At 36.2% G+C, this 23,801-nt stretch carries 26 protein-coding genes; 9 read left to right on the top strand and 17 right to left on the bottom strand.

Translation table 11 applies throughout. The annotated features are described in order from the left end of the window. The first annotated feature begins 223 nt into the window (after positions 1-223). From I583_RS01410 to I583_RS01400, 3 genes are all read left to right on the top strand, one after another. Entirely contained in the window at positions 224-1,555 is a 1,332-nt protein-coding gene (locus I583_RS01410; RefSeq protein WP_010762764.1) for a PTS sugar transporter subunit IIC, read from the top strand. 127 nt (positions 1,556-1,682) lie between these two features. Further along, entirely contained in the window at positions 1,683-3,113 is a 1,431-nt protein-coding gene (locus tag I583_RS01405) for a 6-phospho-beta-glucosidase (protein WP_010762763.1), read from the top strand. A gap of 172 nt (positions 3,114-3,285) precedes the next feature. Further along, a complete protein-coding gene (locus tag I583_RS01400; RefSeq protein WP_010762762.1) occupies positions 3,286-3,531 on the top strand; it encodes a hypothetical protein in 246 nt (81 codons plus the stop codon). A gap of 327 nt (positions 3,532-3,858) precedes the next feature. Here I583_RS01400 and I583_RS01395 read toward each other — a convergent pair whose 3' ends face one another. After that, on the bottom strand, positions 3,859-4,491 hold the full coding sequence (locus I583_RS01395) for a DUF6198 family protein (RefSeq protein ID WP_010762761.1): 633 nt from the start codon (positions 4,489-4,491) through the stop codon (positions 3,859-3,861). Positions 4,492-4,588: 97 nt separating this feature from the next. Here I583_RS01395 and yeiL point away from each other — a divergent pair, with 97 nt between their 5' ends. After that, the gene (gene yeiL, locus I583_RS01390; RefSeq protein WP_010762760.1) at positions 4,589-5,251 is read left to right on the top strand and encodes a transcriptional regulator YeiL; all 663 of its coding nucleotides are present in this window, start codon (positions 4,589-4,591) and stop codon (positions 5,249-5,251) included. A gap of 307 nt (positions 5,252-5,558) precedes the next feature. Here the strand turns inward: yeiL and I583_RS01385 are convergent, their stop codons facing one another. The 8 genes from I583_RS01385 to I583_RS01350 form a co-directional block, all read right to left on the bottom strand. Next, a complete protein-coding gene (locus I583_RS01385; RefSeq protein ID WP_010762759.1) occupies positions 5,559-6,089 on the bottom strand; it encodes a DNA-3-methyladenine glycosylase I in 531 nt (176 codons plus the stop codon). A gap of 92 nt (positions 6,090-6,181) precedes the next feature. Next, positions 6,182-7,105, bottom strand: coding sequence for a transketolase family protein (locus I583_RS01380; protein ID WP_010762758.1), 924 nt, complete (start codon positions 7,103-7,105; stop codon positions 6,182-6,184). Then, positions 7,102-7,935, bottom strand: coding sequence for a transketolase (locus I583_RS01375; RefSeq protein WP_010762757.1), 834 nt, complete (start codon positions 7,933-7,935; stop codon positions 7,102-7,104). Before I583_RS01375 ends, I583_RS01380 begins: the two co-directional genes overlap by 4 nt. Then, a complete protein-coding gene (locus I583_RS01370) occupies positions 7,935-9,302 on the bottom strand; it encodes a PTS ascorbate transporter subunit IIC (protein WP_010762756.1) in 1,368 nt (455 codons plus the stop codon). The genes I583_RS01375 and I583_RS01370 overlap by 1 nt, the downstream gene beginning before the upstream one ends. 25 nt (positions 9,303-9,327) lie before the next feature. Then, on the bottom strand, positions 9,328-9,609 hold the full coding sequence (locus I583_RS01365; protein WP_010762755.1) for a PTS sugar transporter subunit IIB: 282 nt from the start codon (positions 9,607-9,609) through the stop codon (positions 9,328-9,330). Beyond that, positions 9,606-11,657: a BglG family transcription antiterminator gene (locus I583_RS01360; RefSeq protein ID WP_010762754.1), complete on the bottom strand. Its 2,052-nt coding sequence runs from the start codon at positions 11,655-11,657 to the stop codon at positions 9,606-9,608. The genes I583_RS01365 and I583_RS01360 overlap by 4 nt, the downstream gene beginning before the upstream one ends. A 189-nt stretch (positions 11,658-11,846) precedes the next feature. After that, entirely contained in the window at positions 11,847-12,281 is a 435-nt protein-coding gene (locus I583_RS01355) for a DUF2188 domain-containing protein (protein ID WP_010762753.1), read from the bottom strand. A gap of 31 nt (positions 12,282-12,312) precedes the next feature. Then, the gene (locus tag I583_RS01350) at positions 12,313-13,200 is read right to left on the bottom strand and encodes an SDR family oxidoreductase (protein ID WP_010762752.1); all 888 of its coding nucleotides are present in this window, start codon (positions 13,198-13,200) and stop codon (positions 12,313-12,315) included. Between the two features lie 307 nt (positions 13,201-13,507). Between I583_RS01350 and I583_RS01345 the strand changes: the two genes are divergently transcribed. The 4 genes from I583_RS01345 to I583_RS01330 all read left to right on the top strand — a co-directional run bounded on the left by I583_RS01345 (position 13,508) and on the right by I583_RS01330 (position 17,168). Further along, entirely contained in the window at positions 13,508-14,107 is a 600-nt protein-coding gene (locus tag I583_RS01345) for a LemA family protein (RefSeq protein ID WP_010762751.1), read from the top strand. 6 nt (positions 14,108-14,113) lie between these two features. Next, complete coding sequence (locus tag I583_RS01340; protein WP_010762750.1) at positions 14,114-14,923, top strand: TPM domain-containing protein; 810 nt, start codon at positions 14,114-14,116, stop codon at positions 14,921-14,923. Positions 14,924-15,105: 182 nt separating this feature from the next. Next, complete coding sequence (gene celB / locus I583_RS01335; protein WP_010762749.1) at positions 15,106-16,374, top strand: PTS cellobiose transporter subunit IIC; 1,269 nt, start codon at positions 15,106-15,108, stop codon at positions 16,372-16,374. A 71-nt stretch (positions 16,375-16,445) separates the two neighbouring features. Then, the gene (locus tag I583_RS01330) at positions 16,446-17,168 is read left to right on the top strand and encodes a GntR family transcriptional regulator (protein ID WP_010762748.1); all 723 of its coding nucleotides are present in this window, start codon (positions 16,446-16,448) and stop codon (positions 17,166-17,168) included. 56 nt (positions 17,169-17,224) lie between these two features. Here the strand turns inward: I583_RS01330 and I583_RS01325 are convergent, their stop codons facing one another. The 7 genes from I583_RS01325 to I583_RS01295 all read right to left on the bottom strand — a co-directional run bounded on the left by I583_RS01325 (position 17,225) and on the right by I583_RS01295 (position 23,092). Further along, positions 17,225-18,625, bottom strand: a complete 1,401-nt coding sequence (locus I583_RS01325; protein ID WP_010762747.1) for a glycoside hydrolase family 1 protein — start codon at positions 18,623-18,625, stop codon at positions 17,225-17,227. A 146-nt stretch (positions 18,626-18,771) separates the two neighbouring features. Further along, entirely contained in the window at positions 18,772-19,530 is a 759-nt protein-coding gene (locus I583_RS01320) for an ABC transporter permease (protein WP_010762746.1), read from the bottom strand. After that, on the bottom strand, positions 19,527-20,168 hold the full coding sequence (locus I583_RS01315; RefSeq protein ID WP_010762745.1) for an ABC transporter ATP-binding protein: 642 nt from the start codon (positions 20,166-20,168) through the stop codon (positions 19,527-19,529). Before I583_RS01315 ends, I583_RS01320 begins: the two co-directional genes overlap by 4 nt. Positions 20,169-20,174: 6 nt before the next feature. Further along, positions 20,175-20,819, bottom strand: coding sequence for a DNA alkylation repair protein (locus I583_RS01310; RefSeq protein ID WP_010762744.1), 645 nt, complete (start codon positions 20,817-20,819; stop codon positions 20,175-20,177). 305 nt (positions 20,820-21,124) lie between these two features. Beyond that, positions 21,125-21,304 (bottom strand): bacteriocin immunity protein, encoded by a 180-nt coding sequence (locus tag I583_RS01305; protein WP_010762743.1) that lies wholly within the window; start codon positions 21,302-21,304, stop codon positions 21,125-21,127. A gap of 535 nt (positions 21,305-21,839) precedes the next feature. After that, positions 21,840-22,442 carry a protein adenylyltransferase Fic gene (gene fic, locus I583_RS01300; RefSeq protein WP_010762742.1) on the bottom strand — a complete coding sequence of 201 codons (603 nt, stop codon included), beginning with the start codon at positions 22,440-22,442 and terminating at the stop codon, positions 21,840-21,842. Positions 22,443-22,525: 83 nt separating this feature from the next. Next, positions 22,526-23,092 (bottom strand): recombinase family protein, encoded by a 567-nt coding sequence (locus I583_RS01295; protein ID WP_010762741.1) that lies wholly within the window; start codon positions 23,090-23,092, stop codon positions 22,526-22,528. 291 nt (positions 23,093-23,383) lie between these two features. Here I583_RS01295 and I583_RS01290 point away from each other — a divergent pair, with 291 nt between their 5' ends. Beyond that, positions 23,384-23,611: a hypothetical protein gene (locus tag I583_RS01290; RefSeq protein WP_010762740.1), complete on the top strand. Its 228-nt coding sequence runs from the start codon at positions 23,384-23,386 to the stop codon at positions 23,609-23,611. Positions 23,612-23,619: 8 nt separating this feature from the next. Here the strand turns inward: I583_RS01290 and I583_RS16715 are convergent, their stop codons facing one another. Beyond that, positions 23,620-23,796 (bottom strand): hypothetical protein, encoded by a 177-nt coding sequence (locus I583_RS16715; RefSeq protein WP_010762739.1) that lies wholly within the window; start codon positions 23,794-23,796, stop codon positions 23,620-23,622. Positions 23,797-23,801: the final 5 nt, after the last annotated feature.

Genomic DNA, 23,801 nt, shown 5'->3' with positions numbered 1-23,801 from the left:
AAATTGCTGTTTGATTTATTTCAAGGTCGTATTTTGATTGATTTGTTTTTTTACACGGTACATGTTTCTGAACAAGCTTACCCTATTTAAAATACGCAAAAATTCTTTTATAGTAAAATTGTAAACGTATTCATTAGAAAAAAATCTTAGCGGCCGTTCTATTGAAATACTACTACAAGCACTTATTTTCCGTTACTTTAGTTAGCCAAAGGAGAGGTTTAGAATGAATGAATGGATCAATGAAAAAGTTCTACCACCCGTGTTAAAATTCGTTAATACTAAAGCGATTACAGCATTAAGAAATGGTATGTTATACACGATGCCATTTACGATCGTCGGTTCGATTTTTCTATTATTAGCCAATTTACCAATTGAATCTGTGGCAAAATGGATCACTGACAGTGGTTTAGTTGTTTACTTTAATCAGGCGTATGGTGCCTCTTTTGCGATCATGTCTATCTTTGCTGTTATTGGGATTGCTTATTCTTATGTTAAAACAGAAGGCTTTGAAGGATTACCTGCTGGAATGATTTCACTCGTTGTCTTTATATTATTTATGGCACCTGGTGTTACTGATTTAGACAGCGGTGTAACAATCGGCAATGTTATCAATAAAGATTGGACTGCCGGTAAAGGAATGATCACAGCAATTATCGTTGGGTTAATTGTTGGTTGGGTATACAGCTGGTTCTTACGTCATGATATTCGGATCAAATTACCTGAAGCCGTTCCTGAAAATGTTGCGAACTCCTTTACAGCCTTGATTCCAGCGGCAGCTTTAATTACTGGCGCAATGTTTGTTTATATTTTCTTTGATAAAGTCTTTAACACAACGTTCTTCGATTTCATTTACGATGTTTTACAATCTCCACTTCAAGGTGTAACAGATTCATTAGGCGGTGCCTTAGTTCTTGGTTTCTTAGTTCCCCTATTCTGGTTCTTTGGTGTTCATGGCTCAACGATTGTTGGCGGAATCATGGGACCGATCTTACAAGCGAACTCTTTAGAAAACACAGATATTTTAAAAGCGGGTAAAGAATTGACTGTTGCCAACGGTGGTCATATCGTAACACAACAATTTTTAGATCAATTTTTAACGGTGACTGGTGCTGGTATGACACTTGGCTTAGTCGTTTATATGGTGTTCTTTGCTAAATCTGCGCAGTTCAAACAATTAGGTCGTTTATCGATTGGTCCTGCAGTATTCAATATTAATGAACCAATTACTTTTGCGACACCGATCGTGATGAATCCTATCATGGCTATTCCGTTTATCTTAACACCTGTTGTTTCATCTGTTATCACGTATTTTGCGCTCTATACTGGTTTAGTCCCATTATTTACAGCGGTTCAAGTCCCTTGGACAACACCTCCTATTATTTCCGGATTATTGGTTGGTGGCTGGCAAGCAGCGCTACTACAAGCATTTGTCTTAACGTTAGGTTTCTTCATCTACTTACCGTTTGCTAGAAAAATGGATGCAATTAATTATGCACAAGAAACAAATCAACCGATCACTGAAGAAGTCTTAGAAGAAATTGAAGCAGAAGCTTAAAGAAATCCGTTCAAAACCGACTTAAACATCTCTGCCCAGCTGATTCCGTTCAAATGATTCCTCCTAGCTGTGCAGGGATAATAAAGTATTTCGTCAAAAAATAGTAAAGTTGTAAGGAGTAGATCACATGTCAATTTTAAGAGAAAATTTCCTTTGGGGCGGCGCAGTTGCTGCTCATCAATTAGAAGGTGGTTGGAACCAAGGTGGTAAAGGTGTTAGTGTTGCTGATGTGATGACGGTTGGCGCTCACGGTGTTCCTAGAAGAATAACAGATGGTGTGTTGCAAGGTGAAAATTACCCGAATCATGAAGCCATCGATTTTTACCATCATTATAAAGAAGATGTAAAATTATTCGCAGAACTTGGTTTAAATTGTTTCCGAACATCGATTGCTTGGACGCGGATTTTCCCCAATGGTGACGAAGTAGAACCAAATGAAGCAGGATTGCAGTTTTATGATGATTTGTTTGATGAATGTTTAAAATATGGGATCGAGCCTGTAATCACTTTATCTCATTTTGAAATGCCTTATCATTTAGTCACCGAATATGGCGGCTGGCGTAATCGTAAAATGATCGATTTCTTTGCGAAGTTTGCCCGTGTTTGTTTTGATCGTTATAAAGATAAAGTTAGGTATTGGATGACCTTCAATGAAATCAATAACCAAGCGAATTATGCGGAAGACTTTGCACCATTCACCAACTCTGGTATCAAATACCAAGAAGGCGAAGATCGTGAAAAAATCATGTATCAAGCGGCTCACTATGAACTAGTAGCCAGTGCTCAGGCAGTCAAGATCGGTCATGAGATCAATCCTGATTTTCAAATTGGTTGTATGATTGCCATGTGTCCAATCTATCCGTATTCATGTGATCCCAAAGATATGATGATGTCGGTCAGTGCGATGCAAAAACGTTACTGGTTTACGGATGTTCATGTTCGCGGTCATTATCCAAGCTTTATGGAAAATTATTTAGCTCGTAAAGGCTTTGATTTGGATATTACAGAACAAGATTTGACTGATTTAACCCAAGGGTGTGTGGATTATATTGGTTTTAGCTACTATATGTCGTTTGCGATTAAAGATCATGAGAAAGACCCTGCTTTTGATTATGATGAGTCGAAAGATTTAGTGAAGAACCCTTATGTAGAAGCCTCTGACTGGGGTTGGCAAATTGATCCGTTAGGCTTGCGTTATGCCATGAACTGGTTTAATGAGCGTTATGAATTGCCGTTGTTTATTGTGGAAAATGGCTTTGGTGCCATTGATGAAATTGAAGCAGATGGCACGATCAATGATCAATATCGCATTGATTATTTGAAAGCTCATATTGAGATGATGAAAGAAGCTGTTGAATTTGATGGGATTCCGTTGATTGGTTATACGCCTTGGGGCTTTATTGATTTGGTTTCTGCGGGAACTGGTGAGATGAAGAAACGGTATGGTTTTATCTATGTGGATAAGGATAATGAAGGGCAAGGGACGTTAGAGCGGTCTAAGAAGAAATCGTTTGATTGGTATCAGCAAGTGATCAAGAGTAATGGTGAAGAGTTGTAGGAGGTTTGGATATAAAAGTAAGGGAAACTAAATTGCATAAATACAATTTAGTTTCCCCTTACTTTTTTTACTATATAAGCAAATTATTGAGTATCAGAAATAGTAGTCAAAAGTTCCCTATGCTCCTCTGAATAATAATATTTGTTCCTATTTAGACTAGGAGAATGTAAACATGGGACAATCACAGGAATCTAACACAATCACTTATCAGGAGATTTTGGCAGTAAAAGCTACTTTGTGTGAGCTAAAATCATGGCATGAAGCATTGCATTTTATGTTTCATTTTCTTGATACTAAGAAAGTAAGAACCACTAGAGAGATAGAAGCTTGCTCAGAGATATTCGGTGTGGTTTATCAGAATTTTGGAACCTTATCTACAACGCTATTCCTATTATATGAAACCTTTGATAACGACTGATGTTCCAAGCGCTTATTAGGACAATGAATGAGCTTTTTGACATTGTTCCTACTATCAACTCCTATTTTTGATGAACTTCATAGTGATTATGAAATCAAAGAAAACGATCAAGCTTTTTTCGAACAATCTCAACTAAACATGAAAAATGTGCTTCATCTTTTTCAAAAAAACTAGTTCACTTTGATCAAGACTACTTACTATATAATAAAGATATTTAGATGAATTAGTTATCGAGTTAAGAAAAATTGGCTGGACTAAATACAGTATACTGACGACTTCAGCCCACCAATTGATTTTCTATTCGCTCTAACTTTTTTGGGGGTGGCGCTACGCTTCTGGTCCCAACTCTTTTTTGTTATTTAAGCTTAAGTTTTTTGACCAAGCAATAATGCCAGATAATAGCAACAAACTTAGTAAGGTCCCTTCTCTAATTAAAATCGGAAAATGAAATAAAAATGATAGTGTGAGTGAAGTAAGCACGAAGAAAATATCAAGTCCATAACGATACCATGCAAATGAATGAACGGTTCTAGCAGCCATTAATTCGCAAAATTTTTCGATGGGAAATTTAAGAACACCAATCGCTAACACCTGTCCAGTTCCAAAACCAGCAATAACCGTTCCTAAAATAAAGAGACTAACATTTAAGAAGTAAGTACTAATGGTAAAGCTAGCAAGAATATCGTAGAGGAAAAAATTAATAACAATGCCAAAGCAAATAAGCGCACTGAACATGAGTAGATAGTCTTTCAAGATATTTTTCTTAGAAAGAAACAGGCACAATAAAAGAAAGCCTAAATTAGTCGCAGTTGTAATAGTGCCAACTTTAATAGAAAGGACTTCAGCTAATGCGACATTCATGGAATTGAAGCTACTTACCCCAATACTGGCTTTAATGGTTAGACTGATACCAAAAGCACTGAAGACATAAAATATAAACGTTTTAATGATGTTATTCATGAGAAACACTCCTTTAATCTTGATTCCTTACCTTTTTAGTATAAACGAGAAGTGTGCTATGATAATAGGAGATATCTCCTATTATTGAGGTGAAAAAATGAAACAAACTAGTTTACAAGTTTATCAAGGATTAAGCACAGCTGATTTAGAAAGCATTAAATGCTATTTTTCAAATCAGATGCTAGACATGGCTAAAATCAGAGAATATAAAAATAATGAATATATTACGCAAGCAACGCAACCGTTAGACCAGCTTTTCTTTTTACTACAAGGTAGAGCAAAAATCTATGTTACTCACGAAAATGGGAAGAAAAACTTACTTCAATTTTTAACAGTTGGAGATTTTATTGGAGATTTAACAGTAGTTGGAGCGGAGAAGATACCTAAAGATGTATTAGCAATAGGGAATACAGTTTGTTTGGCTATACCAATGAGGGAGATTCAAAAATCAGAGGGGATTTTTTTCAAGAAGATAGCCCAATATATCGGAGAAAAGCTCCTTATTCGAGTAGAGCATTTTTCTAGAAATCAATCCTATGAATTAAAGTATCGGCTGGCAGAGATTATTTTACAAGCCCAAATTAATGGGATTTACCATGAAAAACACGTCGAAATTGCAGAATACCTTGGTGTTAGCTATAGGCACTATAAACATGTCTTAAAAAAAATGACGGAGGAAGGTTATTTGATCAAACAAGACAAGGACTATCTAATCAATAAGTCGCAATTAAAAAAGCTTATAAATGAAATGAATCATTAATAATTACTACTTACCACAATAGAAATTTACTAGGACATAAATAACTCTGCGTCTCACGTCTTCGCCACATCTAACTATACGGTAGGAGCAGAAGTAACTCTTTCTGAAATAACTTGAAATTCATAAAAAATTAAAGAAATCACCAAGTAGGTACCAATTATCAGCAGTTCACAAGCTCACTGTGATACTTGGCAATCTTCGTGAATTCCTTCTTATTGCTGTAAAACATAACAACGAAGTATGATTTAATGTTGACAGTACCTACTTGGTTCTCAGAATTAAACACTACTGTTAAACCTCTTTCTTATCATGACTCATGATTCAACACTTCATCTTGAATCATGCCACTGGCTTTCATAAACATATACGTCACAACAGGTCCGACAAAGGTAAAACCGTGTTTCTTCATGTCTTTAGCTACATTTTTAGATAACGGTGTGACATTTGGAACCTCATATGCTTCTTCATATACGTTCAAGCGAGGCACACCACCAACAAAATCCCACATATACTCGGCAAAACTTCCATATTCTTTTTGTACGCCTAAAATTGCTTGAGCATTTTGAATCGTCGCATTGATTTTTCTCGGATTGCGGATCATTTCGGGATCTTGCATGATTTTCTCCACATCGTCTGGCATCATACCAGCCACCTTTTGAATGTCCATATTGTGGAAGTTTCTCAAAAACACATCCAGCTTACCTGCTGCTGCTTTCCAACTTAATCCAGCTTGGAAGGTGCCTACTGTCAACAAGATAAAAAGTAAACGATCATCATGAGTGGGTTTGCCCCATTGGTTATGATACCAGTCAAATTTCGATGGTTGGTTTTTTTTCATCTCTTTCTCCTATCCTGACATTGTTTCATTTATCATAACACAAAAAAATATGGCTAAGAAAAAACGTTATTTTTTTCTCTTAGCCATTCTATTCATCTATTCAACTCAGACATCGCCTTCGAAATATCAACAGCTTTCAATCCATAAACCTCTTTCAAATATTCCATTTTCCCCACTTGACCAAATTGCTCTTTAACTCCGATTCGTTTCATTTTTACCGGATGATTTTCAGCAACGATTTCCGCTACAGCACTTCCTAAACCACCGATCACATTATGATTTTCTGCGGTTACGACAGGACCCATTTTAGCTGCTTCAATCACGATTTCTTCATTCATCGGCTTGATTCTAAACAAATCGATCACTTGTACTGAAATCCCTTGTTCCTCTAAATCGACCGCTGCCTGAAGTGCTTCTTCTACCATGATCCCACTCGCAAAAATTGTCCCAGCTGTACCTTCTTTCAGTTTAACGTATCCTTTAGAGAAATCTTCTTCTCCAGTATAAAGTGATGTTGCTTGTTTACGTATCGTCCGAATGTAGAACAACCCTTTTGCTGTATGCGCATACTCTAAAATCGCTTTAAACTGATACGGATCTGACACTTCATAAATATTATTTCCTGGAATCACCCGCATCAACGCAACATCTTCAAACGGCATATGCGTTCCGCCATTCATTTCAGCTGTAACACCTGGATCTGTCCCAACGATGACAGCATGATTTTTGGCATACCCTAACGAAAGAAACACTTGATCGAAAGAGCGTCTAGTCGCAAATGGCGCAAAGGTATGGATAAATGGTGTGAAGCCAGTGACCGCCAAACCAGCAGCTGCGCCCATTTCTTCTGCTTCCATAATTCCCACATTGATATAGTGTTTCCCCAGCTGTTCTTTCAATTTACTCGTTCCCATCGAACTAGCTAGGTCTGCTTCTAAAGCGACAACTTTCTGATCTTTTTCTGCTAAAGCTAAGATGGTTTCTGTATAAACTTGCCGCATTTCTAAGTTCTTCATTGTGGATTCACCTCGATTTTTTCAGCCAATGTTACAATGGCTTCTTTGATTGCTGCTTTGGCTGCTTCATCTGGACGTATATGGTGATTATCTACTAACTCCTCCAAATAAGGAACGCCTTGTCCTTTTACAGTATCTAAAACGATTGCTGTTGGTTTTCCCTTTACCTGTTTTGCTTGATCGATTGCAGCTTCAATGGCATCAACATCACTGCCATCTACCCGCCAACTGCTAAAACCAAACGCCTGCATTTTTTCAACAAAATCAAATGGATCACAAATATCTGTGGTATAACCATCTAACTGCTTCTTGTTATCATCGATCAACACAATCAAATGATCTAACTTTTGATGAGCTGCAAACTGAAACGCTTCCCAGCATTGACCCTCATTTAATTCTCCATCTCCAACGATCGCATAGGTATAATTACTTTTACCTAACAATTGATTGCCTTTTGCAATACCTGTTGCAGCGGAAATCCCTTGCCCAAGTGAACCTGTCGTCATATCTACACCAGGTGTTTTGATTCGATCAGGATGTGAAGGGAGATTGGTTCCATTTTGATTTAGACTGTAAAGAAATCCTTCATCAAAATAACCTTTTAAAAATAAGGTAGCATATAGTGCAGGTCCAGCATGTCCTTTCGACAGAACAAAATAATCACGGTCTGGATCATCTTTCTTTTCTGGCGATACATTCATGACGTTTCCATATAGAACCGCTAATGTTTCTACAATAGATAAGCTTCCACCAAAATGACCAAAGCCTAGATTGTCTAATTCCTTCATCGTATAAAAACGAATCTGATCCGCAAACTTCTGTGTATCCATTATGCGACCTCCTTCGTTTCAGTTGCTTTTTTCTTTCCAAATATGGTTAATGCCAATAATAAAGCTAAAACTGCCAAAACGCCTGAAACGATCGCGATTTGACCGCCCATATCGGCTAGTTTTCCAAGAAAAATCCCAGTCACGCCATAATCTGTATCAGAGAATGTTGATCCTTGAAAGCCTAGATCACCCATAACTGGCATCAATAAAATCGGCATAAAACTGATAATCACGCCATGAATAAATGAACCGACAACAGCGCCACGTACACCGCCTGTAGCATTTCCGAAAACACCGGCCGTCGCGCCACAGAAGAAATGCGGCACCACACCTGGAATGATTACAGTCGTACCAGTTGCGATCATTATAAACAAGCTTACGATTCCGCCAACAAAACTAGTTAAGAACCCAATCAACACAGCATTTGGCGCATAAGGAAAAACAATTGGACAGTCCAAAGCTGGAATAGAATTCGGCACTAATTTTTCTGAGATTCCTTTAAACGCTGGTACAATTTCAGCTAAGATCAAACGAACACCAGCTAAAATCACAAAGACACCTGCTGCAAACATCCCTGCTTGTTGTAAGGCATAAATAATATAATTGGTCCCATTGCTAAGGTTTTCAGAAATAAACTCATTTCCTGCAAACAACGCCACAATCGTATACACAATACCCATCGTCAATGTAATACTAACGGTTGAATCACGTAAAAACGACAAGCCCTTTGGAAAATTGATATCTTCCGTTGATTTTTCTTTATTGCCCACATATTTACCAATAAACCCACTAAGAGCATAGCCAAAGTTTCCTGTATGACCTAAAGCCACTGAATCATTTTTGGTAATTTGTTTGGTAAACGGTTGAGCAATTGCTGGGAAAATTGTATTTGCTAATCCTAGTGCCAATCCGCCTACTAAAACTAACGGTACAGCGCTCATTTTCGTCACGCTCATAATGACGGCAATCATACACGCCATGTAAAGGGTTGCGTGACCGGTCAAATAAATATATTTAAATTTCGTAATGCGCGCAATCAAAATATTAAACGCCATTCCTGCTAACATAATAAGTGCTGTATATGTGCCATATTTTGTCAAAGCCAAGGCAACGATCGCTTCATTATTCGGTACTACACCTTGCATATTAAAGGCATGTTGGAACATTTCGCCAAACGGTGCCAGTGACCCTTCGATCACGCCAGCTCCAGCTGTTACCACTAAAAATCCAACAAACGTTTTGATTCCGCCACGGACAACATCTGAAATTGGCTTTTTCTGCAAACCCAACCCAAGCACTGCGATCAACGCCACCAAAATTGCTGGGGTACTTGCAATATCGATCAATATATTTAAAACGCTATTCATCTTTTTCTCCCACCTTCTTTAGACTTTAAAGTAACCCTTCTTTGCTACAAACGGCTTTCACTTTTTCTCTCAATTCGTCCATATCGATAATACTGTCTAAAATAACTACATTTCCTAAATGCTGCGCACTATCTGCTAAATCCCCACCGACAAAAAAGACATCTGCCAAATCCGGTGTGGCACTTCCCATATCATAATGGGCCACCTCAACTCCTGTTACCCCTAATTCGTTCAACACACTGTTGATATTCATTTCTACCATAAAACTAGATCCTAATCCAGATCCACAAACTGCTGCCATTTTCATAATGATTCTCCTTCCTTTAATAACTGAATAATTGTTGCTTGATCCTTTGCTACTAATAGTCTTTCTAAATTCTCTTTATTGGATAAAATCTTCGTTAAACTTGCCAATGCTTTTAAATGCATCTCATTATCAACAGCCGCTAAACAGATAAAAATCGTTATTTCATGCTTCGGATCATCTAAAAGCAACACCGGTTCTTCCACTTTTAAAAGGGACATTCCTAATTGTTTGACCCCATCTTCAGGTCTTGCATGAGGCAAGGCGATTCCTTTCCCAATATGAATAAAGGCGCCATAATCGTTCACCTTTTTAATCATCGCTTCAATATAATTCTCTGTAATCTTCCCCTGCTCTTTTAGAGGTTGGGCCGCATAAGCAATCGCTTCTTCCCACGTTAATTTTTTATCCGTCAACTGAATCATTTCTGTCGTTAGCAACTCCGATAGCATTGGCTTCTCATCTTCTTTCACTTTTAGTTTTTTGATCATTTTTCGATTTAAAATTCTGTATATTTTTTCTTTGGTAACACCCTTTTTTAACTCGATATACGGTAATAACGTTTCAATAATTTCGTCGATAGAAGGGACAACGATTCCTGGTATCAATAACTCTTCTTGCACATGTCGGATCAAGTTATTTTTTTCTAACTGCGTCATGATTGGATTGATCAAATACGTTTTCTTTGGCGTATCTAATGGAACACTCGAAAAAATCACATCGTATTCAGATTCAGCAATACTTTCTAATTGATCAACGGTTGTTGTTAAACTGAAGTCAATCGTTGGAAAAAGCTCCTTCAACTCTGATTGCATGATTAGGCTAGAACTGATTCCACTTGGACATAAAACCAATGCTTTATAACGGATCACCCGATTTAACTCCCGCTGATTCCCGATTTCACCACCAAATAGAATCGTAAAATACCCCACTTCTTCGTCAGGGATCGCTTGACCTGTCAGCCTCTCTAAAGGGTGTAGCGCTATTTTGGTTAAGGCGAATAGCTCACCATATTGTTCTTTGATTTCTTCTATCAACACATTGGTCAGCGAAAAATGATACTTGATTCTAAAAAAAGCTGGCACTAAATGATAAAAAAGATCGAGTAGTAATTTTCGATAGGCTTTAAATTCGATGACCGCCAAACGTTCCATCTCATGAATGATTTGGCTCCCACATTCTAGTAAAAATTCTAGCGCTGTATCACGGATTTCTCCTTGTGTGATCGTCATAAAAATGACTGTGAAATAGAATTCTTCACTTTCAGAATCTAAGATGTTCGAAAATTTAGCTAAAAACAACTGACTTCCATGAAACGCATTCAGCTCTTTTAACCTCTCTTTTGCTTGTCTATCCAACTTAATTGAATGTGATTTCGCCCGCCTTAAAACATACGCCATAAAATAAATTGTTTCTTCAATTCGGCTGGGTACAATAACCAACTCACTTGCTTTGATCGTGTCAAAAAGATACGTACGAACGTCTGCTTCAAACGTTCTTGTATACTTGACCAAGCCTTTTTTTAAGCCCCATTTCCCTGAAACTGATGTGACGACTTTGGCAATCATCTGATGTGCTTGAATCCGAATCTGCTCTTCGTTCCCCGATAAATAAAACCCATTTTTTCGTGAATAGTCTAAACTGATTTGCTGTATAGCTAAGTGTTTCCGTAACTTTTTGATATCCGCTAAAATCGTATTTTTACTGACTTGAAAAAATTCTTGATAATGAAACACAGATAAATCCTCGTCTGCAGTAAACGTCAACAGATAAAGCAGCGCTTGTCTTTCATACTCTGAATAGAAGATTTCTATTTCCAACTTGCCAAAATGAAGTTCCAACCATTTATCAGCTACTTGCTTTGGAAAATAGAGTTTGTCTTTTTCCCAATAAATCGGTTCGTAGGAAAATTTCTGCAGCTGCTCATCAATTTTTCCTAACTGATCAATCACGGTTTCAGTAGGTAATCCTGTAATTTCGCTCAGTTCTTGAATGGAGCGCCCTACACTGTGCGAAATGTCGATAAGATAACTCATTCGATAATCAATCATCTTGCTCCTCCTGTATTCACTATATAATGTAAACGCTACAAATTAAAGAAACGTTGGGTCTAATCTATTTTTGAGTTTTCAAAATGATTGGACTCAATTAAAAAAATAACAAAATAACTATGGAAGTCAATTGTTAACGAACTCCATAGCTATTTTGTTATTTTTATCTAAAAATCTACTATCACATGATCAAGTATTAGGTTCTTCGTCTTTTTTATACGCAATAACCTTTGAGTCTTTATTTTCAGCGATTTCTTTTGCTCTTTCTATCGCTTGTTCTTTAGTATCAAATGAATCAACCGCTTTTTCAGCATTTTTCGTCTGAACATACCACCGATTTTCTTTATAAAAAACCAACACATCATTATCTAACAAATCTGTATTGATTTTTTTATCGCTGTGTTTGTCTGTCTTTTTAGGATCAGCCATCTTCTTAAAAGCAGCTTTTTCAGTATCGGTCGCTTCGTCAAGCCACTTTTTCGATTGTGAAATCGCAATCGGGATCGCTCTATCATCTGGATACCCTTCACTGACTAATGCATTCGCAATCTCAATGGCTTTCTTTTTTAATAAAGGCTCAAAGTTTTTAAACGAACTTGGATAATCTTTTAAATCCCAAGGCATTATCATTCATCTCCTTACATAAAGAAATTAGTTAGGCAAAGAAACTACCACCAGTGATCGAATAAACTTGTCCAGTAACATAACTGGCCTCATTTGAAGCTAAGAACACGTACACAGCAGCCAATTCAGCAGGTTGTCCCGCTCTGCCAATTGATTCTTGCTGTCCAAATTCTGGAATTTTTTCTGGTGGTTGTCCACCACAAATTTGTAAGGCTGTCCAAATAGGTCCCGGTGCAACGGTGTTTACACGAATCCCTGAAGAAGCTAATTGTGCGGATAAGCCTTTACTAAACGAAGTGATCGCCCCTTTTGTCGCGGCATAATCTAATAAATTTGCACTTGGTTCAGCACTTTGAATCGAAGTCGTTGTGATAATACTACCGCCTTTTGGCAAATAATCTAACGCTTCTTGCACTGTCCAATACATTGATATGATATTTGTCGTATACGTATCCATTATTTGTTGTGTGGATAAGTCTTTGATGTTCTCCACAGCTTGCTGCATACCTGCATTTAGGACTAAAATATCCAAACCATCTAACTCTTTAGCAGCTTCATGAACAAGTTTGCGTGTAAATGATTCTTCTTTTAGATCACCTGGTATTAACACAGCTTTACGTCCTTCTGCTTCAATCAATGATTTAACTTCCTTCGCATCTTCTTCTTCAAAAGGTAAGTAATTGATTGCCACATCTGCTCCTTCTCTTGCATATGCAATGGCTGCAGCACGACCGATTCCAGAATCTCCACCTGTAATTAGTGCCTTACGCCCTTCCAATTTGCCAGACCCTTTATATGAAGTTTCTCCACAATCAGGTACAGGTGTCATTTTTTGTTGTAATGCGGGTGCTTCTTGTGATTGTTTTTCAAATTTCCCATCGTAGAATCTTGTTAACGGATTTTCGATTTTTTCTGTCATCTTGATTCCTCCTATGAATTTGTTGGCAATAAAAAAGAACTACCAGCTTACTCTTTTACCCTAATACAAAATACTAGAGCTGACAAATGATACGTTTTTACACTAAACAAGTTTTCATAAAAAGTCGGTTTCTTTGGCTTATCGCTTAAAACTCCTTATAATTAACAATATAAAACCATCTGTTTATAAAAAATAGGTCTTAAGTTGGATGTCAAAACATTGCAAAAACATTACAATATCATTACATCAACTTTAAAAGGCTCGTTTCACGAGCTCACTTAGTTTTTTAATTTTAGGAGGAAAAGACATGAAAAACAACAAAACAAGATTTGGCTTGATCGCTGTAATCGTCATTGTTTTACTAGGCGTTTTCGGGGTCAGTCAATACAACGGATTAGCGAAAAAAGAACAATCAGTAGAGTCTCAATGGAGTCAAGTAGAAAACGTGATGCAGCGTAGAGCAGATCTCGTGCCAAACTTAGTCAACAGCGTAAAGGGAAGCATGCAGCAAGAACAAAAAGTCTTTGGTGATATTGCTAAAGCTCGTGAGGCTTATGGTTCTGCTAACAATGACTCAGATAAAATCAAAGCTAGCCAAGAGTTGGATCAATCTGTTGGAACGTTGATCAATGTCATCAATGAAAATTATCCTGAGCTAAAATCAAATGATAATGTGCAAACATTAATGACACAATTAGAAGGCACTGAAAACCGTATTTCAGTTGAACGTAAACGTTACAATGAAGTCGTGAAAGAATACAATGAACAAGTGGTTTCTTTCCCTAAAAATATCTTTGCAAATATGATGGGTCTAGGTAAGAAGGATTACTTTAAAGCTGATCCAACAGCTAGCACTGTACCTTCCGTGAATTTTGATAATTCTACTAGCACTTCTAGTGGGAAGTGATGATCGATGAAACGTTTTAGACGAGGTTTATTCCCTAGCCTATTATTTTTCCTTGTCACCTGTTTCCTTGGCTTTCAACTACCTGCTTTTGCTGAAAACTTACCTGCTTCACCCGATCATTTTTACCTGGACCAACCAGGAATTCTGGATGAAACAACTAAAAATTTAGTTGATCAAAAAGGCAAGCTTTATAAAGAAAAAACAGAAGCTCCACAAGTTGTTTTGGCTGTGATTGATTCGACTGATGGTGACAGTATTGATAGTTATGCGCCCGATTTATTTAAAAAATGGCAAATCGGTAATCAAAAAGAAGATAACGGCGTTTTGATTCTTTACGCAGTCAATGATGGCGAACGAAATGTCCGGATTGAAGTTGGTTATGGTTTGGAAGATGTCATTACCGATAGCGTTGCTGGAAATATTCTGCAACATGCTAAAGATGATCTGAAATCATCTAATGATACTTCGATCAATAAGGGACTACAGTATACATTTAATGCAGTCACTACTTTAATCGATAAACATTATGACTATCCTGTTGATAAAAATGCTTTGTCAGATGATGAAATAGATCAATTTGCCTCAGAAGACAGCTCTGATGGCGAAGGATTCTTCAGTGTTTTCTTCGTTCTCCTTATTATCCTGCCTCTCATATTATTTGGGGGACGTGGCGGCCGAGGTGGTCGCGGCGGTGGTCCTTGGTATTGGGGTGGCGGTTTTGGCGGTGGCTCTTCAAGTGGTGGCGGCGGCTTCGGCGGTGGAGGTGGCTTCTCTGGTGGAGGCGGTTCTTCCGGTGGTGGCGGCGCTAGTATTTAGAAATTGAAGCATTCCGATTTTATCTAAATAAATCAAGAAAAGAGCAAACCCTTGAGGTTTGCTCTTTTTTCATCCGCATACATATATATATTCATTAAAGATAAAAGTATAGACATTTAATAAATAAAGTGGTATATTACTTTTGTAATCGATTACAAATAAACTATAAAGGACTGATTAGTATGAATAGTTTTATGGATTCTCTTGGAGAAAAGATCATGCCACTTGCCAATAAACTTGGACAAAATCGTTATCTTTCTGTTTTAAGAGATGCTTTTATGTTGTCTTTTCCCTTAACCATGTTCGGATCAATCATTGTCGTTATCAACAACTTACCTTTTTTTAGTGACACTACCAAAGGAACTTTATCCTCTTTATTTGGTAACGGTCAAAATGCGACAATGAGCATTATGGCAGTCTTTGTTACGTTCGGTATTGGCTATTATTTATCTAAATCTTATGACGTTGAAGGCATTTTTGGCGGAGCAGTTTCATTTGCTAGTTTTCTACTTCTAACTCCATTTATGATGACACTTGAAGATGGTACAGAAGTATCTGGTGTCCTATCTTTAGATCGTTTAGGCGCTAAAGGGATGTTTATTGGGATGATTGCAGCCTTTCTTGCTGGTGAAATTTATTGTAGAATCACTAAAAAGGGTTGGCAAATTAAAATGCCCGATGGTGTACCACCTGCTGTCGCTAAATCATTTGCTGCCTTGATTCCTGCTATATTAACGTTATCTGTTTTTCTGTTTATCAATGCAATCGTTACTGGTTTGTTCAAAACTAATCTTCATGATGTCATTTATGAAGTTATCCAAAAACCGTTAGTCGGCTTAGGCAGCAGCTTACCGGCAACTTTAATTGCTTTATTCTTTGTCCAATTTTTATGGTTCTTCGGTTTACACGGACAAATCATTGTTAATTCTGTAATGGATCCTATTTGGAACACTTTAATGTTAGAAAACTTAGATGCTTATAAAGCAGGAGAAAAATTACCCCATATCATTACAAAACCCTTTATGGAAACTTTCACTGTTGGCTTGGGTGGTTCTGGTATGACTCTTGCAGTTATTTTGATCATGGCCTTTGTCATGAAGAAAAAACAATACCGAGATATTGGTCGTTTAAGTTTAGCGCCTGGAATTTTCAACGTAAATGAACCCGTAATTTTTGGTTTACCAATCGTTTTAAATGCGACTATCCTAATTCCTTGGGTACTAGCTCCACTGATCGTTACAGTGCTTAATTATCTTGTAATGACGGCAGGCATTATTCCACCTCCAACTGGTGTATCTGTCCCTTGGACTGTTCCAATTTTCTTTAGTGGCATGCTAGCAACAAATTCGATCTTAGGCGGTATCTTACAACTTATCGATCTACTCCTTGTCGGTCTGATCTGGTATCCATTCTTACGTTTATTAGATAAAGAAAAAGAAAGTGCGATTTAATTGCACTTTTTTTCTTTAATTGTCTATACATTCATAATCAGTTACAATACACAAGAGGAGGTTGTAACGATATGAAGCCAAAATATGAAGAAATCGCAGATACTTTGCGTGAACGAATAAAGAATAATATTTATAAAACAGATACCTTGATTCCTAACCAAACAGATTTGGTAAAAGAATTTAATGTAAGCCGAATGACAGTTAAAAAAGCAATCGGTATTTTAGTCATGGAAGGACTTTTATACTCTCAACGAGGTTCAGGCACCAAAGTATTGAATCGCTCTTTTTGGGACAAAGATACTTCACCAGCTAATGAATATGATGGGCTTAGCAAACAAATGCATGATCGCCATAAAAACTTAAAAAGCCAAGTGATCTTATTTGAAGTCGAATTTCCTTCTAAAGAAGTCCAAGAACGTTTAGCTATTTCTAAAGAACAGCCTGTTTACAAGATCATTCGTCTTAGGATTCTTGAAGATGAGCCCTTTATTTTGGAACATACGTTTATGCCTTGTGATTTAGTCCCTGGCCTCACAACAGATATTTTGAAAGACTCTATTTATACGTATATTAAAGAACAGTTATCTCTCGATTTTGCAGGAGCCTATCGAAATATTCAAGCAGATAAATCTGATGAATACGATCAACACTATTTAAATTGCAAAAAAGATGATCCTGTACTTGAAGTACAGCAAGTTGTCTATTCAAAAAATGGTCGTCCCATCGAGTTTTCATATAGCCGAAATCGGTACGATCAAAGAAGTTATTCTATTTTAAATGTTGATTATGCCTAGTTAAAAAAAAGAATGTGACACAAAACGGATAATCCATTTTGCGTCACATTCTTTTTTTATTTATCTGTTACTGTATTTGTTTGGGCAACCGTTTTAAACCAATGACCTGATTTTTTGATTGTTTTGATTTGCGTATGAATATTAGTAGAGATGAAACCATAGCGATTCTTATAGGCATTTGCCCACGACCAACAATCGATCGGTGTCCATAAATGATAACCAAAACAATTAGAACCCTCTTCGATTCCTTGATGAACCCATTCTAAATGTTCTCGAATAAAATCAATACGATACTCATCTTGAACAACACCTACTTCATTCATAAAACGTTCCTCGCCAGAAATTCCCATTCCATTTTCAGAGACAAACCACGGAATATTATTGTAGTTATCACGAATATTGATGGCAATATCATATAATGCTTTAGGATAAATTTCCCAGCCTCGATCGATATTCATTCGACGTCCTGGCATATTATACTCATCAAAATAACGATTTGGAAGCCAAGCTCCCACACTATTTGGTGCAATATCCGGTGCTTGTACACGGTTAGGATGATAGAAATTAACTCCCAAAACATCAATTGTATTTTCTTTGATTATCACTAATTCTTCTGGTGTACTTTCCCAAAGAACACCATCTTTGATAAATAAATCAACTAACTCTTGTGGAAATTCTCCATGTACTGCGGTATCTAAAAACATTCGATTATTAAATAACTCAGCAATATTGGCCGCAGCTACATCTTCGGGTGAATCAGATGCAGGATAAGTTGGGGTTAAATTTAGAATGATTCCAATTCTACCACCTTCATTTTGCAGCCCCATTCTTCTGAACGCTTGAATTGCTTTGGCAGAAGCTAAATTCAGATTATATGCAACTTGTACTGCTTTTTTACCATCCACGATTTTTGGATAATGGAATTGATGTAAGTATTCTCCTTCAACAACCACAATCGGCTCATTATGAGTAAACCAATCCTTCACGCGATCACCGAAAAGTTCAAAACATTTTTCCGCAAATTTTACATACAAATCAACGACATGTTTTGATTCCCATCCACCGTATTTATGGTACAGTTCTACAGGTAAATCAAAGTGATGTAAATTCATCACAGGACGAATCTCAGCTTCTAAAAACGCATCAATCACTTCATTATAAAAACGAACCGCATCTTCATTGACCGTTCCAAGCTCCAAATCATCAATCAAACGACTCCATTGAATCGAAGTACGAACACTATTCAAGCCAATTTCTTTCATCAATGCAATATCTTCTTTGAAACTATTATAAAAATTAGACGTCACATCTGGACCAACTTGATCATAAAAATCGGTTGGTTCGATCTCATACCAATAATCAAACATATTCGCATGTTTTTTATTAAAACGCCCTTCACTTTGCGGGCCTGATGTCGCAGCGCCCCACCAGAAATCTTCTTTAAATGTTCTTTGCATGACTGTCCCTACTTTCCTCAAAATACTTTTCGCGCATCCTATTCACTACTATTATAAAGCGAACTTTTTTAAATGTCTATACTTTTATAAAATAAAGTATATAAAAAAAGACAAGACAAAATTCATCTTATCTTTTAACAAGCCAATTATATAATCAATTGTTTTCTATCATTATAATACTCTTTATACGCTAAATAAGTTGCAATAACTGAACCAATGCTTGTAGCCGAAAGCAACATAAAGGTCACCATGATTTGATACTTGATTGCATGAACTGGATCAACTCCAGCAAAAATCAGTCCTGACATCATCCCAGGTAAACTAACGATCCCAACCGTTTTAGCAGAATCAATGGTTGGCGACATTCCAGTTCTGATACTTGCTCTAACAATCGAGCGAGAAGCTAACTTGATATCTGCACCTAATGCTAATTTTTCAAGCACTGCTTGCCTTTGATCATGAAATAAACTATCCATATTCCGATAACATAAACCAATCGCAATCATTGAATTACTCGCAATCATGCCACTAATAGGAATGATCTGCGAAGGAATAAACCGAATCGCACCTGATAAAACCAGAACACCGATCGTGACTCCTGTACTACAAAAGATAGCTAACAAAGAGATCCAAAAACCATTTTTCAGATGATTACTACGTTTCCCTGCATTCAACGCAGCATTGACAATAATGATTCCAGCCATGACTACGGTTAAAATCGCATTATCGATTTGAAAGACATATTTAAGAAGGTACCCAACTAAAACAAGTTGAACAATTGCCCGGCAAACACTGATTATAATATCTTTGGTAAAGCCTAATTTTTCTTTATAACTGATCAGTAATGCTACTACAACTAGCATTCCAGCAAATAAAAGTGACAGATCATTGACAGCTAGATTCATTTTGCGCCCTCCAAGCTACCCGCTATGATTTTTTTGACGATCGAGGCTTGAGCAATTTCTTCAGGATCATGCGTGACACGAATCAATGTTACATTTTTTTCCTGATTCAATTTTAACAACCATTGATTGACGATTGCTTTGCTTTCTTCATCTAAACCTGCCGTTACCTCATCTAACAGTAACACTTCAGGGAGAAAAATCACATTACGGATTAAGGCTATACGCTGTTTTTCCCCACCTGATAATTCGTTGATTTTTTTATCCAAATAGCTTTCAGGTAGTTTGACTTCATTTAATAAGTTTAATACATCACTTTCTTGAAACGCTATTTTACGTACCTCGTATGGGAACATAAAATTATCTCGCACAGTTTCACCAAATAATGAAGGTTGTTGAAAGCAGTAGGAAACTTGCTTGCGATACTTTTCTGGTGTTAAATCTGCAATATTTTGGCCATTAAACATAATGGCTCCTTTGGTAGGGGTTAATAAAGAAGCCAGTAATTTAAGAAAGGTACTTTTCCCACTGCCGGATGGTCCGGTAATCGTTGTATGGCTACCTTTTTCGAATGATGTGGTAATGTCTTTTAGGATTACTTGTTCTTCGTGTTGAAAAGAGATATGTTCAGTTGTTAACAAGATGATTCAGTCCTTTTTATTGTTATTAAGAAAACGTCCTAAATGTTTATTTTTGAAAATAATTTTTTTTATTTGAAGCTCTTCCTTACTACCTTGCCATAACGATAATTCTTCCATAATTTTTTCAGGGTATTTTTTACTGATATCCCTTAGCGCATTTCCGCATGATTTTCTAACGTATTCACTATCGTCGTTTCTAAGTGTTGCCAGCAAACGAATAGCACTTTCAGGATTGTCTTTAAAATAAGGACGATTCGTCCAAATTCTCACCCCTTCAGAAACAGCTCTTCTAGTATTACTATTTTCAAAGATTAACCATTCTTTTATCGTCACTAGTGCTTCTTCATAGCCTATTTCTTTACAAAAATGATCAAATGCCATTCCTAAAATTTCTTGCACTCGCCAATTGTCATCTTTTGAAACATTCTTTTTCAAGAAATTTAGCACCTCATGATTTTTTGATGCACGCTTTCCAAACAGAAAAACAGCGACCATTCTTATTTGATAAATTTCAGACCCGTATAACCTAAATGCTAGATCCTCTAATTCCTTTTCTGTCAGCTCTTTTTCAAGTGAATTGGTTAAGTGTTCCATTGGTTTGAACCCATTGGTAATTTTCGCGATTTCTTTCAGTTCTTCTTCTAAAGTCATTTTATGCTACTTTCACCTTTTCTGATTATATGGACGTCAAATCAGTTCACCTATTTCTAGTGAAACATAAAGAAGCATAGTGACTGGGTGATGAACACACAGCCAAGAAAGAATAGTGAATATACGTTAAGTATAATCGTTGTCAGTTGATAAATGTAATAAAATGTTCTTTCTCTTCCTACAAGTGGCGCAAATCTTGCTGTTTCTTTTATAGCTGTCGGACTAATAATAGCTAATAGTAAAAACCTTATTAACAATAATGGTATAATTAGAATAACTGCATTCAGTATTTGGACTCTTTCCAATTAATTTTTGAAATAAATATAGTTAATAAGCCTAGATATCAAAAAATCATCATTCGTTTCTTTGTCCAACTTTTTATAGACTTTTAACAACACTTCTTTTAGTTCTAAATAACTTTTCCCTTGTTTGTCGCCTATGGTATTATACAATTCATGGACCAATTTTTTAGCTTTCTTATTCATTCTAAACCTCCTAGATTATTTTTTGGAAGCTTTTAGTCTAAAACACATTCAACACCTTATTAACTGATTCTTTTAAATGCAAATTTCAGTTAGTTCATTTAGAGTCCTTGAATGTCTGTTGTCACAGTATTTATTCAATCATTTTTTTAATTTACAAACTACAGATTAATTTCTTTTTGATTATCGATATGCACAAACGAGAAGGTTGGGACAAACACTTCTCAAAAATCGTTCTTTATCATACAGTGATTTACTTGTTTTACTTTGACTATCAATTACTAATAAAGCTTTTCTCAAATTATTTTTCTTACTATTAATCGTTTTTAGGAATCACTTTTTTCTTTTTGCCAATAATGCTAATGTTTTTACACCCACTGTAAATGTTCCTAATAGAGCATACACAACATAATAGAACCAACTAACAGATAACAGTTTAATAAATATAAAAAGCAATACAATTACTACTATCCACGGTACAACCTTATCATTCAATCATCCTTTCTGATCGTTTTTGACTGACCAAAGAGTTATTTCATCATAAATCTTCTATATTGTATTCAGTGTATCCCTCATAATAATAGCTAACATCGATACCTTTCATGTATACTTCTCGATCATTTACTAAAGAGATCAAAGATTTCTTTAGTAAATGAGCTATCTCCAAATCGTTTACAGGGCTACGTTCCATAGCAGAAAGATAATCTTCTTTATTAATCAAGTTCCAATCAACAACTTTTTTGAGTTCTTTCTTAAGGATCAAATCTAACCATATTCTTGTACTACGACCATTCCTCTCGCGGAAAGGATGAGCGATATTCATCTCAACGTATTTTGCGATAATTTCATCAATAGTCGATTGTGACATTTGATCAATTTGATGTAGAGAAACTTCTAAATACATAACTGGTGCAAATCTAAAGTTTCCTTTAGCAATATTGGCGGTTCTAATTTTCCCTGCAAATTCATATATATCCGAAAATAGATACCTATGAATATCTGCTAGTCCTTTGTATGTTCCCACTTCCAACTTATTTATATCACCAGTATCGTATAATTTCTTTGCGTTTGACTTACTTATTTTTTCTTCAACTCTTGCAAGTTCAACTTGATTTGTAATACCTAACTTATTACTTAACATGTCTAATCTCCTATTCCTCAATCTTTCTATTTTGTGAAAAAACTACCCAAAGTAAATAGCACAAACGCTCTTAGAGCCTCTCTCTAATTACTGTATTTTCTTTTTTCAAGGTATCTATACAAAGTAGAAGAAGAAATTCCTGTCATTTCATGTATTTCTTTTCCTGAATACTGTTTTGTATCATATAGACTAATAGCTTGCTGAATTTTTTTATCTGACACTTTGGGACGTCCACCAACACGTCCTCTTGCTCTTGCACTTTTAAGTCCTTCTCTAGTACGCTCAACTATCAAGTCCCTCTCAAATTCTGCAAAAGCTTGAAATACAGTTAACATCACTTTACCCTGTGGTGTTGACGTATCAAATTTTTCTTTGTCACTGATCACTTGTACGTTCTTCTCAGAAAAGAAATCAACTAATTCCAAAAGATCTTTGGTACTACGTCCGAGTCTGCTCCAACTTTCTACCGCTACAGTATCACCTTCTCGAACAGATTCTTTTAATTTGTCTAGTTGCGGTCGACTTGCTTTTGTCCCATTAATTTTTTCAGTCAAAATCTCATCACAATTGTATTTTTCTAAAATATCAAGTTGCCGATTTAGTTCTTGAGACTTTGTACTTACTCGTGTATAACCATAAGTGTATTTCATGTCATCACTCCCACTAAAATTACATCATAAACGGGAGTTATTGACACATTGAATATGTTGTAAGTTTTGGGAAGGTAAAATTAAAATATTAAAGGATAAATGGGAATTATCCTTCTTGACCTAAAAATGACTGTTTTTGGGAAACCTATGTTGAAAAAATCTGGCACAATCAGTTTGCGTCAGAATTATTCTAATACTATAGTCTTTTAAAACAAGGTAATATTTAATAAACATATTGATATATAAACGATCATATGGTACGATATAAAAAAATGAAAGGGGTTTATTATTATGAAGAAATTTAAAGGTATGTTTTATTTTGTTGCTTTGTCACTTGTTTTGCTTGCACCAATTATTCCCACCGAAAACAACACTGTGGAGGCTGCAGCTGGTGTTACCTATGGCTATAAATGTAAAAGCTGCGGTTTTCATGTTATTGGTAACAAAACCATAGCTCAAAGACACGCGAACGCTTACAGGCATAGTTTAACTACTTATATTTACTCGATGATTGCATAATAAATGTATTATTTCGAAGAAGGAGAAATAACATCTCCTTCTTTTTGTGTGTCTTGAGGTAAGACTAAGTCTGATTTGTCAATAGTACTATCTGTTACTTTATTATTTAAATTCTTGCATCCGGAAGCGCTCACTATAACTACGCACAAAGACAAAAACAATATTGTTTTTTGTTTAAATTTCATTTTAA

Origin of the sequence: Enterococcus haemoperoxidus ATCC BAA-382, assembly GCF_000407165.1 — a bacterium.
Taxonomy (GTDB): domain Bacteria; phylum Bacillota; class Bacilli; order Lactobacillales; family Enterococcaceae; genus Enterococcus_L; species Enterococcus_L haemoperoxidus.
This window is presented reverse-complemented; position numbering and strand designations above follow the sequence as displayed.

What these genes read in the sequence shown, in the direction of transcription:
- I583_RS01410 (WP_010762764.1), top strand. Translation starts at nt 224, where the DNA reads ATGAATGAATGGATCAATGAAAAAGTTCTACCACCCGTGTTAAAATTC.
- I583_RS01405 (WP_010762763.1), top strand. Translation starts at nt 1,683, where the DNA reads ATGTCAATTTTAAGAGAAAATTTCCTTTGGGGCGGCGCAGTTGCTGCT.
- I583_RS01400 (WP_010762762.1), top strand. Translation starts at nt 3,286, where the DNA reads ATGGGACAATCACAGGAATCTAACACAATCACTTATCAGGAGATTTTG.
- I583_RS01395 (WP_010762761.1), bottom strand. Translation starts at nt 4,491, where the DNA reads ATGAATAACATCATTAAAACGTTTATATTTTATGTCTTCAGTGCTTTT.
- yeiL (WP_010762760.1), top strand. Translation starts at nt 4,589, where the DNA reads ATGAAACAAACTAGTTTACAAGTTTATCAAGGATTAAGCACAGCTGAT.
- I583_RS01385 (WP_010762759.1), bottom strand. Translation starts at nt 6,089, where the DNA reads ATGAAAAAAAACCAACCATCGAAATTTGACTGGTATCATAACCAATGG.
- I583_RS01380 (WP_010762758.1), bottom strand. Translation starts at nt 7,105, where the DNA reads ATGAAGAACTTAGAAATGCGGCAAGTTTATACAGAAACCATCTTAGCT.
- I583_RS01375 (WP_010762757.1), bottom strand. Translation starts at nt 7,935, where the DNA reads ATGGATACACAGAAGTTTGCGGATCAGATTCGTTTTTATACGATGAAG.
- I583_RS01370 (WP_010762756.1), bottom strand. Translation starts at nt 9,302, where the DNA reads ATGAATAGCGTTTTAAATATATTGATCGATATTGCAAGTACCCCAGCA.
- I583_RS01365 (WP_010762755.1), bottom strand. Translation starts at nt 9,609, where the DNA reads ATGAAAATGGCAGCAGTTTGTGGATCTGGATTAGGATCTAGTTTTATG.
- I583_RS01360 (WP_010762754.1), bottom strand. Translation starts at nt 11,657, where the DNA reads ATGATTGATTATCGAATGAGTTATCTTATCGACATTTCGCACAGTGTA.
- I583_RS01355 (WP_010762753.1), bottom strand. Translation starts at nt 12,281, where the DNA reads ATGCCTTGGGATTTAAAAGATTATCCAAGTTCGTTTAAAAACTTTGAG.
- I583_RS01350 (WP_010762752.1), bottom strand. Translation starts at nt 13,200, where the DNA reads ATGACAGAAAAAATCGAAAATCCGTTAACAAGATTCTACGATGGGAAA.
- I583_RS01345 (WP_010762751.1), top strand. Translation starts at nt 13,508, where the DNA reads ATGAAAAACAACAAAACAAGATTTGGCTTGATCGCTGTAATCGTCATT.
- I583_RS01340 (WP_010762750.1), top strand. Translation starts at nt 14,114, where the DNA reads ATGAAACGTTTTAGACGAGGTTTATTCCCTAGCCTATTATTTTTCCTT.
- celB (WP_010762749.1), top strand. Translation starts at nt 15,106, where the DNA reads ATGAATAGTTTTATGGATTCTCTTGGAGAAAAGATCATGCCACTTGCC.
- I583_RS01330 (WP_010762748.1), top strand. Translation starts at nt 16,446, where the DNA reads ATGAAGCCAAAATATGAAGAAATCGCAGATACTTTGCGTGAACGAATA.
- I583_RS01325 (WP_010762747.1), bottom strand. Translation starts at nt 18,625, where the DNA reads ATGCAAAGAACATTTAAAGAAGATTTCTGGTGGGGCGCTGCGACATCA.
- I583_RS01320 (WP_010762746.1), bottom strand. Translation starts at nt 19,530, where the DNA reads ATGAATCTAGCTGTCAATGATCTGTCACTTTTATTTGCTGGAATGCTA.
- I583_RS01310 (WP_010762744.1), bottom strand. Translation starts at nt 20,819, where the DNA reads ATGACTTTAGAAGAAGAACTGAAAGAAATCGCGAAAATTACCAATGGG.
- I583_RS01305 (WP_010762743.1), bottom strand. Translation starts at nt 21,304, where the DNA reads ATGAATAAGAAAGCTAAAAAATTGGTCCATGAATTGTATAATACCATA.
- fic (WP_010762742.1), bottom strand. Translation starts at nt 22,442, where the DNA reads ATGTTAAGTAATAAGTTAGGTATTACAAATCAAGTTGAACTTGCAAGA.
- I583_RS01295 (WP_010762741.1), bottom strand. Translation starts at nt 23,092, where the DNA reads ATGAAATACACTTATGGTTATACACGAGTAAGTACAAAGTCTCAAGAA.
- I583_RS01290 (WP_010762740.1), top strand. Translation starts at nt 23,384, where the DNA reads ATGAAGAAATTTAAAGGTATGTTTTATTTTGTTGCTTTGTCACTTGTT.
- I583_RS16715 (WP_010762739.1), bottom strand. Translation starts at nt 23,796, where the DNA reads ATGAAATTTAAACAAAAAACAATATTGTTTTTGTCTTTGTGCGTAGTT.